Annotated in this window: 12 protein-coding genes and 1 tRNA gene; 8 read left to right on the top strand and 5 right to left on the bottom strand. The window is 40.1% G+C overall.

Annotated features, from left to right (window positions below; all coding sequences use genetic code 11):
• Positions 1 to 341 precede the first annotated feature (341 nt).
• From aroA to KJA58_RS00550, 7 genes are all read left to right on the top strand, one after another.
• Positions 342 to 1,634 carry a 3-phosphoshikimate 1-carboxyvinyltransferase gene (gene aroA / locus KJA58_RS00580; protein ID WP_213357541.1) on the top strand — a complete coding sequence of 431 codons (1,293 nt, stop codon included), beginning with the start codon at positions 342 to 344 and terminating at the stop codon, positions 1,632 to 1,634.
• 37 nt (positions 1,635 to 1,671) lie between these two features.
• The gene (locus KJA58_RS00575; protein WP_213357540.1) at positions 1,672 to 2,250 is read left to right on the top strand and encodes a shikimate kinase; all 579 of its coding nucleotides are present in this window, start codon (positions 1,672 to 1,674) and stop codon (positions 2,248 to 2,250) included.
• Positions 2,247 to 3,344 (top strand): chorismate synthase, encoded by a 1,098-nt coding sequence (gene aroC / locus KJA58_RS00570; RefSeq protein WP_213357539.1) that lies wholly within the window; start codon positions 2,247 to 2,249, stop codon positions 3,342 to 3,344. The genes KJA58_RS00575 and aroC overlap by 4 nt, the downstream gene beginning before the upstream one ends.
• Positions 3,345 to 3,439: 95 nt before the next feature.
• On the top strand, positions 3,440 to 4,543 hold the full coding sequence (gene aroB / locus KJA58_RS00565) for a 3-dehydroquinate synthase (protein WP_213357538.1): 1,104 nt from the start codon (positions 3,440 to 3,442) through the stop codon (positions 4,541 to 4,543).
• On the top strand, positions 4,543 to 6,030 hold the full coding sequence (locus tag KJA58_RS00560) for a type I 3-dehydroquinate dehydratase (protein ID WP_213357537.1): 1,488 nt from the start codon (positions 4,543 to 4,545) through the stop codon (positions 6,028 to 6,030). Before aroB ends, KJA58_RS00560 begins: the two co-directional genes overlap by 1 nt.
• 68 nt (positions 6,031 to 6,098) lie before the next feature.
• Positions 6,099 to 7,004, top strand: a complete 906-nt coding sequence (locus KJA58_RS00555) for a DUF2608 domain-containing protein (protein WP_213357536.1) — start codon at positions 6,099 to 6,101, stop codon at positions 7,002 to 7,004.
• Positions 7,005 to 7,113: 109 nt separating this feature from the next.
• Entirely contained in the window at positions 7,114 to 8,166 is a 1,053-nt protein-coding gene (locus KJA58_RS00550; RefSeq protein ID WP_213357535.1) for an NAD(P)/FAD-dependent oxidoreductase, read from the top strand.
• Here the strand turns inward: KJA58_RS00550 and KJA58_RS00545 are convergent.
• The 3 genes from KJA58_RS00545 to KJA58_RS00535 all read right to left on the bottom strand — a co-directional run bounded on the left by KJA58_RS00545 (position 8,127) and on the right by KJA58_RS00535 (position 11,769).
• A complete protein-coding gene (locus KJA58_RS00545; protein ID WP_213357534.1) occupies positions 8,127 to 8,951 on the bottom strand; it encodes a hypothetical protein in 825 nt (274 codons plus the stop codon). The two genes, KJA58_RS00550 and KJA58_RS00545, sit on opposite strands and share 40 nt — an antisense overlap.
• A gap of 22 nt (positions 8,952 to 8,973) precedes the next feature.
• The gene (locus KJA58_RS00540; protein ID WP_213357533.1) at positions 8,974 to 9,960 is read right to left on the bottom strand and encodes a malate dehydrogenase; all 987 of its coding nucleotides are present in this window, start codon (positions 9,958 to 9,960) and stop codon (positions 8,974 to 8,976) included.
• Positions 9,961 to 10,173: 213 nt separating this feature from the next.
• Complete coding sequence (locus KJA58_RS00535) at positions 10,174 to 11,769, bottom strand: glucose-6-phosphate isomerase (protein WP_213357532.1); 1,596 nt, start codon at positions 11,767 to 11,769, stop codon at positions 10,174 to 10,176.
• 67 nt (positions 11,770 to 11,836) lie between these two features.
• On the opposite strand from KJA58_RS00535, the gene xerD reads away from it, so the two are divergent.
• The gene (gene xerD / locus KJA58_RS00530) at positions 11,837 to 12,745 is read left to right on the top strand and encodes a site-specific tyrosine recombinase XerD (RefSeq protein WP_213357531.1); all 909 of its coding nucleotides are present in this window, start codon (positions 11,837 to 11,839) and stop codon (positions 12,743 to 12,745) included.
• 13 nt (positions 12,746 to 12,758) lie between these two features.
• Here xerD and KJA58_RS00525 read toward each other — a convergent pair whose 3' ends face one another.
• Together KJA58_RS00525 and KJA58_RS00520 are read right to left on the bottom strand one after the other, a co-directional pair.
• A complete protein-coding gene (locus tag KJA58_RS00525) occupies positions 12,759 to 13,097 on the bottom strand; it encodes a hypothetical protein (RefSeq protein ID WP_213357530.1) in 339 nt (112 codons plus the stop codon).
• A 152-nt stretch (positions 13,098 to 13,249) separates the two neighbouring features.
• Positions 13,250 to 13,331, bottom strand: a tRNA-Leu gene (locus tag KJA58_RS00520).
• Positions 13,332 to 13,502 lie beyond the last annotated feature (171 nt).

Below are 13,502 nucleotides of genomic sequence, written 5' to 3'. Positions count from 1 at the left end.
TTCTCCTGAAGACTTTCCATGCTAAAGCGAAGGATACCCTAACGACAACATCGCATAGAACTCAGAAAAACCAAGAACGGGCAGAGAAAGACTCTAACACTGAACGACAAACCACGTCTACCAAAGTGGGGATTTTTCTATTTTTGTTACAATGAAGCGAGCAACAAAAACCTAGAGGCGAGTAGGATAGCTCATTCTCGGATTAAAAAGAACCTGTTATATAAACATTTTTTTAATAGCGGTGTTATAACCACCCCAAACTGAAAACTTTCTAAAGATAAATAAACCAAAACAATTGTAATATGCCGGCCACAACCTGCTGACACGAAGGACACCTATTTGTGAAGTATGTCGTTAACCCATCCACAGTATCTGGAGAAACTCTTGCCCCCCCATCAAAATCACACACATTAAGAGCTATATTGTTTGCCTCTTTAGCTCATGGAACATCGACTATCACCAACCCACTGATGTCTTCAGATACGGAAGCGATGACAGATGCTTGCAAAAAGCTTGGAGCCTTTCTTGAAATACAACAAAATCACCTAGTGATTCATGGAAATCCTCAGAAATTCTTCAATAAACCAGCCTTAATCAATGTAGGAAATTCTGGTATCACCTTGCGCTTTTTGACTGCTATAGCAGCTCTATCTAAATATCCCATCACGTTTACTGGAGATCCTTTTATCCGCAGAAGGCCCATGAATCCGCTACTTCATTCACTACAATCTGCTGGAGCACAGATAAATCTGGGGGCTGACACAAGAAAACTTTTTTCTATTTCCAACCTCAATACTTCTTCAAAAATTAACTTCTCAGTAGATGGCTCGGACTCTCAATTCGTTTCTGCATACCTAATAATGCTACCACTTCGAAAACAAGACTCTACTCTTTCCGTTCTAAGGCCTGGAGAACTTCCTTGGGTAAACCTAACGCTGGATTGGTTAAAAAAACTAGAAATTAAAATTACCACGAATGATAGTCGAACTCTATTTACAATACCTGGCAGCCAAAGGTACAGGCCTTTTTCTTATTCTGTCCCTGGAGATTTCAGCTCCGCAGCCTTCCTGTTAGGAGCTATTTTATTGGCTGGCGACAAAACGAACTCGAGCGTCATTCACAACCTAAATTTAGAAGATCCTCAGGGAGATAAAAAGCTTTTTCACCTTTTACAAACGGCTGGAGCTGACATCAATTTTAAGAAACACTCCGTCTTTGCCTCTTCAAAACAAACTTGGTCCGGATTCTCTATAGACGTTAATCCCTTTATTGATGCTGTGCCTATTCTTTCTGTCTTAGCATTATTTGCTAAAACTCCTTCTCGAATATACAATGCTGGAGTGGCAAAAACTAAAGAATGCGATCGATTAGAGTGCACAGCCAAAGAATTGAAAAAAATGGGCGCAAAAATCTTTGTCCGTAATAACGACGAACTGATAATTTACCCCTCAAAATTAAAAGGAACTCATGTGTATTCCCATAACGATCATAGACTAGCTATGGCGCTTACTGTTGCCGCGTTAAAAGCAAAAGGCTCTACCGTCATCCATCAATCCGAATGCGTGAAGAAAACTTTCCCAAATTTCTTAGAAAACTTGTCTAAAATTGGCGTCACTCTTCATGAAGAATCCTAAGCTATAGGGCATTACAATACAAGGACACTCAAAAATAATGTTCGTCATTTGTGGTCTTCCCAGAATCGGAAAAACTTCTTTAGGAAGGCAGCTGTCAAAAAAACTCTGCCTTCCCTTAGTAGATTTGGATCTTTGTTGCGAAAACACTTACCTGTACATCTATAAGAAAGCTTTCTCCTGCACGCAGATTGTACAAACACATCAAGAGCTATTCTTTCGCGAACTAGAAACTTTTTGTCTGACACTCGTTGGCCAACATTATCAACCATCTGTAATATCCTTAGGAGGAGGGACCCTAACACACGCTCAATCCATACCCTTAGTAAAAAACCTAGGCACCCTAATACACATTGAAATTCCCTTTAGGGAATATTTGGCTACTAACAGTCGAAGATTACCCGAAACATTGAGAAACTCCCCCTCGAACGAACTAGAAAGCCATCTAAAATCTAGAAATTTTCTTTTCAAAAGACTAGCTGACATTACCTTCTCCTACGATCTTTCTTTATCTCCAAGAGAAAATTCTGAAAATCTCATCAATATCTTGAAAAAAAACTCTCTATTGAGGACCTTCCCTGACACTTTACCGACATCAGCGCTAGCAACAAATGTATGAATAAAAACTCTTTCGGAAAAATTTTTTCATTCACTACCTGGGGAGAGTCTCATGGAGAGTCTATGGGCGTAGTGATAGATGGATGCCCTTCGGGAATACCTCTAAGGGAAGAAGATTTCTTTCCAGCTATGCGTCGCAGAGCACCAGGCAACTCTCCCTTCACATCCCCAAGGAAAGAACCTGATATTGTACGCATCCTTTCAGGAACTTTTGAAGGAAAAACAACAGGAACACCTATATCCCTCTTCATCCAAAATCTTCATCACAACACAAAAGAATACGACCAAGTAAAAAATGTTTATAGGCCAGGACACGCTAGCCTCGGATACAGCCAAAAATACGGAATCTATGATTACCGAGGAGGAGGAAGGTCTTCAGCAAGAGAAACCGTCTGTAGAGTGGCCGCAGCAGTTGTAGCAAAAAAACTATTAGACCATTACGACGTACAAGTTTTAGCTTATCTATCTTCTGTCGGTGACTCAGAAAAAATCCCCTGCCCAGAAGTTTTTTCTATCTCCCTGCGTGATGCCACCTACAACTCACCCATATTCTGTCCTGAGAAAGAATTAGAAAAAGTGTTCTGTGCCAATCTACAAGAGATACGCTCTCAACAAGATTCTCTAGGAGGGATTGTTGGATTCGTAACCTCCCCCATCCCGCCAGGTATTGGCGAGCCTGTCTATGCCAAACTCCCAGCTCGCTTGGCAGAGGCCATGTTTAGTATCCCCGGAGTCAAAGGGTTTGAAATCGGCGAAGGATTTTCTTCTTCGCAATACACGGGATCAAACTTCACAGACGAAATCGGCGTAATCAACGGGGAACCTTGCATGAAAAGTAATCGCTGTGGCGGTTGTCTGGGTGGTATCTCTGTCGGAACTCCTTTAATTGGAGCCGTAGCTTTTAAGCCAACCTCCTCCATAGGGAAACCTCTAAACACTGTCTCTTGCGACAACAAAGCCACTCCTCTTTCTTTTCATCCACAATCTTCTAGACACGATCCCTGCATAGCTATCAGAGCCGTTCCTGTAGTAGAAGCTATGATCAACTTAGTACTAGCTGACTTAATTTTATGGCATAGGTGTACCCGGCTTTGATTTCCTAAACATAAATCTATCGAAAATAGAGCTTTTTTATTTAAACTGTCCCTAGTGCTTTCACCTGATTTTTGTTGCTGCAGGTTTTTTGTCTCATGACCCTACCTACTCAAATATTTTACCAATCACCGTTCTCTGAAAGTTTCTTAGACTATCTTGCTTCTTTTAAATGCACTGTGGTGTGCATCTGTGATGAAAACATTCGGAAGCTATACTCTGATGCTCTTTTACAAACTCTTTATCCTCTCCTCACAAAAGACCTCATCCTTTCCTTCCCTCCCGGAGAGGAGTTCAAGAACAGAACAACATTAGAAAAATTACAAGACTCCCTAATCCAACTAGAGTGCTCTTCTAATACGCTAATCTTAGGGATCGGTGGCGGCGTAGTGCTAGATATTGCAGGGTTTTTAGCTTCTACTTTTCGGAGAGGAGTGCCCTTTATTTCCATACCAACCTCTTTGCTCGCTATGGTGGATGCTTCCGTAGGAGGGAAAAACGGAGTTAACATAAAGAATATAAAGAATTCTATAGGAACAATTTACTTTCCAAAATCTATTTGGATAGATGTAAATTTTTCTCAAACCCTTTCCAAAGAGGCCTATCTAGAAGGATTTGCTGAAGTAATCAAACACTCATTCATACACTCCCCAGAACTCTTACAGTTTTTGTTCCAAAATAAACATAATTTACTAAATAAAGATCCAGCCACTCTCAATATACTTGTAGCTAAAAACAACCAGATCAAAACTTCTGTAGTAGCCTCTGACTTGGACGGTAAATGTAGAAGAAACATCTTAAATTTTGGCCATACTTTAGGACATGCTTTAGAAGCTTTTTACTCTCCAAAAGTCTCTCATGGACACGCCATATCTTTGGGAATGGTTCTAGAGACAGCCTTAACAATGGAAATAAGCAGAAGGTCTTCCCACTTTATGCTCACGCAGTTGAAAGACTCTTTGCAAATTTTTGATCTCCCAACTTCTTTTCATGAATTATACGAAAAGAATTTTCTGGAAGCCCATCTTGACCCTGAAAAAATTCTCTCTTTTATGGCTCATGATAAAAAAAACTCTACCAAGAGAAATCCAAAGTTTGTGCTTCTAAACGATATTGGCAAACCGGAACCCTTCGACGGAAAGTTCTGTTGTGAAATACAGGAGGATATCATCTTCTCTTTTCTAAAATCTCAGGGGCTTTGATGTCTCTTCTTTGCGCCGTCATCTCAGAATCTTCACTAAGTTCCATCATCAGACAAATACAGCGTGCTTTATGTTTTGCCGACCTACTAGAGTTTCGATTAGATAAAATCTTTCCCAACTCCGAAGAATCTATAAACTCTGTAGACTTTCATGTTTTACGAAAGATTAGAGAAGTTGCTACTGTTCCTATAATCATTAATTGTCCATATAAGAAACAGTTTCACTCTTTGGATGCCTACCTATCTCTGATAAAAAAGTTAACTTCTCTCCGTCCAGACTATCTCGATATAGATGTCTCAGTCCCTTCACTTCCTACTTCAAAAATCTTGCAATGTTATAAGAAGATAAAAGTTATTCGCTCTACTCATCTTGACCAAGAGGATCTCCACGCCACAACACTTCCAGAAATTTATTTTTCTATGAAAAGAGAATCTTTTGCCCACCTACATAAAGTAGTTATTGAAGCTAATTCTTCTTTAAAAACCCTGGAACTATTCTCTCAGTCACTGAACCTAGGTAAAGATCTAATATTCTTGTGCTCAGGAGAAAACGGTTCTTCCTCTAGAGTCTTGTCTCCAATAAGAGAAAATCCTATAAACTATGCTTACGTTCCGGGATATGCCCCCGTTGCTAATGGGCAATTATCTACCAAGGATCTCTTCAGACATAACTACAGACACTTAAATAAGCATTCCTCAATCCTCGGCCTTATAGGAAATCCTATAAAAAACAGTATTGGACACATCTTTCACAACTATTTCCTATCGAAAAAACGACTTAACACTTGCTATTTGAAACTAGAAACCCCTCTAGAAGACCTCAAAGAGATCTTGCGAATGGTAAAAGTCCTCCCCTTTAAGGGATTGAGTGTAACAGCTCCACTAAAGAGTGCTATTTTGCCCTTTGTAGACTCTGCATCTTCTTTTGTCAAAAAAGTTGGCGCTGCAAATACTCTCGTCATACAAGAAGGTCACATCCACGCGTTTAACACCGATGGCATCGGATGTCTTCGCGCCTTACAACGATTAAACATTCCTTTGGAAAAAATAGCCATCCTAGGGTTCGGGGGAGCAGGAAGAGCCATTGCTCTAGCAATGGCTTCTAACGGATCAAAGGTTTCTGTGTACAATAGAACCATTAACAAATTTCCCTACCTATCCCAAGAATACCCTATTCAAATATTTCCCTTAGACGATCTTTACTCAACAAAAACCACCTACGACTTGTTAATTTCCACACTCCCCCCCAACATTTCTATAGACATACCAATGCACATAACAAATCGATTTATGGACCTAACCACTTTCCCTAGAAAATCCCCCAATATCCTGCTGGCGCAGAAAAAAAATATCCCCATCGTATATGGATACCAAATGTTCTTCGAGCAAGCACTAGATCAAATCCATTTATGGTTTCCTAACACCCTTTCTTCAAATACTCGTAAAAAATTACTAAAAAAAACTGAATACTCCCTCTTTTTCTCTTAAGAAAATTATTCGTATAAAAAATTATTTCTTTTCTATACTCTGCCCACGCATTTCTCTGAGGCATAGTCATGAGCATTTTAAAAAAGGTTTGTTCTCTGTTTTCTTTAATAGCACTTTTTATGGGAATAGGCTTTGGCAATGTCCCCTCGGAAAAAAATTCCGCTTACATTAAAGAAATAGAAGGCAATCGTCTCATTTCTATTAATTTTTTAAATGAAATTGCAGAAGAAATACTCTTTGCTGATGATTCTACTATAACGATTGTAGGACTAGATAATACCTTACTACAAGGGGCAGAAGCTCTCTCCCATAAGGATTGGTTTAAAGCTACTGTTTCAGGCTTTATGGAGCTAGGACTATCTAAGGAAGAAGCTTGGCTTGTTGCTTACCCTTACTGGGTCGAATACCAAAAGAAGGGTTCTGTTAAACTCGTAGAGGAGGTTGCAAGGATCATGGTCTCCAGAGTTCTAGAAAAAAATAAATTAATCATCGGCTGCACAGATAAATGCATGGAAGATAGAGCCTTAGTAAAAGATCAGTTAAATTCTGTTTCTATTAACTTTTCTCCGACTCCAACGGCGTTCATGTCAGAAAATAAATCGATTTCATCTTTCGCAGACACTTTCCTTGACAAGGGCGAGTTGAGTTCCGGAATCTCTTCTGGCGTGTTATTTCTGGCCAATAAAACCAATACAGAAGATTTTCGAAAGATTCTTCTTTTCTTAAGAGACCACCTAAAAGAAAAATCTTTTAAAAAAATTATTTTCTTAGATGAGGACTCCCAAAGAGTGGGTGCTTTCCACCAAGCCTGTAAAGAGTTAGGCTTCCCTTCATTGTCCGCAACCTACAAAGCTTTGCGTTACCAACCCCAAGTATACTCACCCGAACTATCTAAAATCCAACACACCTTCACTGAGAAGCTTCTAAGCAACGACGCTGCAGCCTTACTTTTTCGCAATAACATTACTTCTTAAAAATTTTTTAAAAACTTCTTTCTTTTAAGGAAGTTCTTCTCTGTTTTTTAATTTGTTCTTCCCGTATCCTCTGGTTTTATCGGAAAAGAAGTAAAGACATGAGGACGTTATGCATATCGCCATACTAGGGGCTGGTTACGCTGGATTATCCCTGGCCTGGCATCTCCTTCTGCATTCTCAAGGAACCGCAGCTATCGATCTGTTCGACCCAGTCCCTATTGGAGAAGGAACTTCAGGAATGTCCTCCGGTTTATTACATGCTTTCACTGGACGCAAAGCCTTAAAACCCTACAGAGCCTCAGATGCTCTCGTCTCCGCCCACTATCTTATAACAGAAACAAGCAAAGTTTTAGGGCATTCTGTAGTCCTCTCTTCAGGAATAGTCAGACCTGCTTCAGATGAAGAACAACTAACACTTTTTCAAAAACGAGTAGAAGAATTTCCTCAAGAATTAGAGTGGTGGGAAAAGTCTCGTTGTGAATTAGAAATTCCCGGCATCGTTATTCCCGATGATGGTGGAGCTCTGTTTATTAAGGATGGCATTACCATCAATAACGAAGAATATATGCAAGGCTTGTGGATGGCTTGCTCTAATCTGGGCACGCAGTTCTATGATGAAATTATTGAAAATATCTCGGATATTGAAGATTTCTATGATCATATCGTTATAGCTCCAGGAGCTAACTGGGATGTCCTTCCTGAGACCAAAGATATTCCCTTAAACAAAGTCAAAGGACAGCTCCTAAAAGTAGAACTACCCAAAAGCTTCCAAACTCCTAAATACAGCATAAACGCTCATAAATATATGGTTTCCCATGCTACCGACGGAACCTACATGCTGGGCGCCACATTTGAACATAACCTTGCAGACGACGAACCTAATCAAGAAGTCGCGTACAATGAAATCTTTCCAGCCTTACTCCCCCTATTCCCCCAGCTTAAAGAAGCCCAAATTATCGACTGTTTTTCTGGTGTGAGGGTATCTAGCCCAACGAGGAAGCCTGTAACCGCACAAATCAAAGACAAAGTCTGGTTCGTGGGAGGCTTCGGCTCTAAAGGTCTCCTCTATCATGGGCTAGTTGGCGACATGTTAGCAAAAGCTGTCCTAGCGAAATCTACCGCCTACATAGATAAAGAATTTCTCTTCTCTGCGTCCACATAGTAAGCAAAAGAAAAACTGAAGAAAAAGGCTAGAGAAGGAGTCAAAATAAGCGCTGTAGGCACAACAAGCACCAGTGTTTGCAACAAAAAAGTCCAGCTATCAACTTCTGCAAAAATAAAAATATTCTTTGAAAGAAGGTAGGAATTCACAACTAAAAATCCAGAAACAACTATAGGAGCAAGAGCTATGAAGAAAGCTCCCAACTGTCTGGCAATATAACCCCGAAAACCGGAAACTATCTTTGTATAATCAAAACCATCAGAAAAACTCAAAATAGGTAAGCAGAAAAACAAAGCGGAAAAAGCTCCCACAAACAATAAGGTACACATCAAAGCCGATACATAAGGCACAAAAGCTAAAATCACGCTAAAAACCTTCCCCACAACAGGGAGAGAACAAAGAACCAAAGTCAACATTACAGCTGTTACTAAAGCGACAACAGCTACAAAGAAAGGCATAGAAAGTAACAAAGATAACCATATCCCCTTCCATCCAGCTCTCACCGCGGACAAAACAGTTGGCAGCTGATCTTCTTCAACATTCTCGTTCTTTAACAACTGGTGAACAATAACCCCTATGACAAACAAAACAGTGAAAGCTAAGAAAAATGCTCCTGACGACCACATAAAAACAGAAACATCAGTAGAAAACTCTGCTCCAACTTTCAAAAACAGAGTAAAGAGCATCCCAAAACCACATAAACCAGAGAAAATAAGATTAAACCTCTGTTTATTGAAAGTTTGTCTGAATGCCATTTGGCACAATAAATTGAAGGGTTCGCCCATAAGTACCTCTACAAAAATTCTTCTATAAAGAAGCTATGCTCGCTTTCTCTTCTAGTAATTCTTCTTGAACTACGCGTAACTTCGCTTGAATAAATTGGTCTATCTGAAGGCCGGCTACAATCTCATATTCTCCATCAGCCTTCATTCGACAAGGAAAACCGAATATAAGATCCTCTTCTATGCCGTAAGGATTATGATCAGAACAAACGCCAGATGAAAACCATCTGCCTTCGACCGGTAGAAAAATTTCCGCCGCGGCATTAGTCAAAGCTCTAGCTGCTGATGCTGCGGAGGAACGTCCCCTGGCCTCTATAACAGCCGTGCCCCTTCTTTGAACCGAAGGTATCATAACATTCTCTAGCCAATCCCTATCCCCTATGTACTCAGCTGCTGCACGACCTTTGATTGTAGCTAAGGTAAAATCAGGAACTTGCTTAGCGGAGTGGTTCCCCCAAACAATAACCCTTTCCACGTCACGAATGGGAACTCCTGCTCTGTGACTGAGCATAGCGTGCATCCGATTTTGATCCAAACGCAACATGGCATGAAAATTCCTCCTCTTCAAAGATGGAGCATTTCTCATGGCTATCAAACAGTTCGTGTTTGCCGGATTTCCAACAACAAATATCTTGGCATTTTTATTAGCACAAGCATTCAACACGGAGCCCTGCAAAGCAAAAATCCCTCCGTTGATTTTCAAAAGATCGGATCTCTCCATGGAAGCATTCCTCGGCGCCGCTCCTATAAGAAAAGCCGCGTCAATACCATCAAATGCATCTTCTAAATCTGTACAAACGCGCAAAGATCTCATCAAAGGGTACGCTCCATCATCAAGCTCCATACGCACGCCAGAAAGGACCTTCTCTGTTCCAGGAACATCATAAACCCTAAGATCAATCTCTTGATCCTTGCCAAACACATCCCCATTAACTAAGGAAAACAGAAAAGAGTATGCTATTTGCCCTGTCCCACCAGTGACAGCAACCTTCACCAAAGATCCACCCGCCATAATAACGCCTCCAAAAAAAGGAAACTATATCTACGAAATCAAACAAAATCAAGAATTACTACCAGGATAAAAATATCTCTCTGAACAACAGTAGAAAGAAAAACTCTCGAAGCTTTATTAACAGACGTCAAGACAGTGTGTCCTCGAAGAAAGAATCACAACGAACTCTTATAAAAAGTACGTCATCCACAGATACTTGAGAAACAAAACAAATTAGGAATTCTGCTTATCATAGAAAAAATCTAAAAGCAACTTCACTTCTGATGGTACATCAGGCGCCCTCTCCGTAATCGCTTCCAAAAAATTGTCCGCTAGGCGTTTTCCTAAAGAAACACCTTCCTGATCGAAAGAATTAATACCCCAACAAAAGCCCTGAAAAACAATCTTATGCTCGTAGAAAGCTAATAGAGCTCCCAAAGTTTTAGCATCGACAACATCTGCTACAAGCAGAGAAGAAGGTCTATTTCCCTCAAAACGTTTGTTAGGATTATCAGAATCCTCTCCCTTAGCGAGAGCCAAGGCTTGTGCTAGTAGGTTTGAATACAATTTTTGTTGAGAAGAAGTTCCTTTAAAATGGAAATCTTCTCCATAGCGACTCCTACGAAATCCTATAAATTCTACAGGCACAACTTCTGTGCCTTGATGAATCATTTGGAAGAAAGAATGCTGACTATTTGTTCCTGCTTCTCCCCATATCACAGGAGAAGTCTGAAAAGCTACCCTATCCCCATACTTATCAATTCCTTTGCCGTTGGATTCCATTGTACATTGCTGCAAGTGCGCAGGAAACCGTAGTAAAGCTTCCGAATAGGGAATAACCGCCACCGTAGGGTAGCGTAGAAAATTTCTATTCCATATACCTAAAAGGGCTGACATAGCGGGAAGATTTTTAGACAAATCACTACAAAGAGCATTGTAGTCCATACTCGCCGCCCCAAGCAAAACCTCCTTAAAACTTTGCAACCCAAAAGCAAACGATAAAGCGACCCCTCCTACCATAGATGTCGCAGAATATCTCCCTCCTACGCTATCCCACATGTAAAAAACTTCTAGGTAACGTTGGGGATTATCCATAGGACTTCCTTCATTAGTAACAGCTATGAAATGCTTATTCGAATCTAAATTTGCCTTTTCAAATAAAGATCGGATAAACATCTCATTAGTAGCCGTCTCTAAAGTACTTCCAGATTTTGAAACAATCACAACCAGGGTGGATTGCAAATCTAAATCAGAAAACGTTGCTGTTACAGCATCCGGATCAATGTTAGAAACAAACCGAACAAAGCGTTGCTGATTGGGATGACAAAGAGCCTGATATAAAGCATGAGGCCCCAACTCAGACCCTCCGATACCAACTTGAACCAAGGTGGAGAATCTATCACCTATAGAATTTAAGAAAGCTTCCAGCTTAACATATTCATGTTTAGCTCGCGTCATCATTTCTTTCGCTACAGGAGATTGTATCTCTTCAGACACCTCTGAAGACACCCATCCTCGCATCGCTGTATGTAGAGCAGAGCGATTTTCACTTGGAAAACCTTCTATTACATTAACAACTTCGCCTTGCTGCATAGAGCGCATCAGAGAGACGATCCTTCTTTCCTCTCCTAAATTTTGCAAGCTCCCTACTATGGAATCATCTACTCTTTCCAAAGCATAGCAATAAAGAAGTCCTGCTGCCGACATGCTATATTTAAGAAATCTATCGGAAGTTAACACATCTTTGTGGTTCAGATTAAAGGGAGATTTTGCTAGTTCATAAAGAAGCGAAACAGATTTAGATGCCAAAAAATTTTCATTGTCTTTCATAAACACCCTGACTACCCTTATAGACCTCAGAGAGAGCAATTAAAACTGCATTGCCTGCCATCCATATATGAACAACTTTTGCAAAACTCTTCTATCTTTTGAGACTTTTCTAAAAATAGATCGCGGGCTTTCTCCCAATACAGTGTCTGCATATCTAAGGGACATTTCTCTATTTTTAGAAAGTTCCAAAATTCAATCTTGCAAAGATATTACTCAACAAACCATTACAGACTTTTCAGATCTCCTCCACTCAAGGGGCGAAGCTGAAACATCCATTACTCGACGACTTATTGCATTAAAGGTCTTTTTTCAGTTTTTAAAGGAGTTTGAATTTTTAAAACAAGTCCCCGTCATAGAGCACCCCAAAATCTGGAGAAAACTACCTTCAGTGCTCAGCAAAGATGAGGTCGATATATTATTGGAAGCTCCTTCCTATAAGTCTATTAAAAACTTTAAGGATGCTTACTGCTCTGCTCGCGATAAAGCCATCCTATACCTTATGTATTCCACTGGAATAAGAGTATCTGAACTTTGTAATCTTAAATTAGGAGATGTCAACGATGAGTTTATCCGAGTTCTAGGGAAAGGATCCAAATCCCGACTGGTGCCTCTAGGGAAAAAAGCTTTACAAGTTGTCAACGACTACCTTATTCACTTCAGAGATTCTTTGCATAAAAAGCCTCCTATCACCAACGATCATTTGTTCCTTTCTGTGCGCGGAGAAAAGCTCAATAGAACTACTATCTGGAAAAATATACAGTCCTATGCACAACTTGCTGGTATAGATAAAAAAATTTCTCCACACTCTCTTAGACACGCCTTCGCTACACATCTTCTCGATAATAAGGCTGATCTCCGAATTATCCAAGAAATGCTAGGACATGCTTGCATATCCTCCACAGAAGTTTATACTCACATATCAAAAGAAAGCCTCACAGAAAAGTTCAAAGCTTTTCACCCAAGAAACAACGGTTAATTTTTAGGAATCGCTAATTGCACTCGTAAAAAACGTTCCCGTCCTGAAAAGAAGCATGGCACTCCTCTTCCTCTTCCTCGTCCTCACCATCTGTCTCAGGATAGTAGAAAGAGTAGTCGTAAGGATAATAAAAACTGTAAGGAACCGCGTCCTGATTACCGTTATTGTTGGAAGAACTCTTAGGAGCTTTCTTTGCTTTTTTCTTTTTTTGCGCCTTACGACTAACAGTCTCGCAACTAGTAGTAGCTCCCTCTTTATTTTCTTTAGACGAAAAAGAAGTCCCTTGAATATTGTCACCAAAACAAGGAGCCATATTTAGTAAAAGTAACGCACAGGCTAGCCAGGTCTTCATAAATATCCTCAAAAAAATTCTTTTTCCTACCTTTCATTTTACTAGTCAAAAAAAATTTTTTCACACAACAAAAGACTCTAAAACAACCCAGCGCAAAGGGGCGAGCTGAAGCAACTCACACGAAATCAAGGAGATACAAAAACAAAAAAGACTGCCCGAGATAGGACTTGAACCTACATGCCCGAAAGCACCGGATCCTAAGTCCGGCGTGTCTACCAATTCCACCACCCGGGCTGAGGGAACAATTCTATACCGAAAAGGATATTTGTAAACACTTTTTGTTTCGAAAAGCCTATCAGAAAAAATTCTTTCTAAAACTAAAAAAACTCACCAACCTCTACTCCTCTTTATTACAATTGCTTACGAACGCCCGTCAACACGAAACACATTAGAATATAAAGGGTT

Origin of the sequence: Chlamydiifrater phoenicopteri (assembly GCF_902807005.1) — a bacterium.
In the GTDB taxonomy this organism is placed as follows: Bacteria; Chlamydiota; Chlamydiia; order Chlamydiales; family Chlamydiaceae; genus Chlamydiifrater; species Chlamydiifrater phoenicopteri.
The sequence above is the reverse complement of the archived record's forward strand: the minus strand, read 5'-3'. Positions and strand labels throughout refer to the sequence as shown.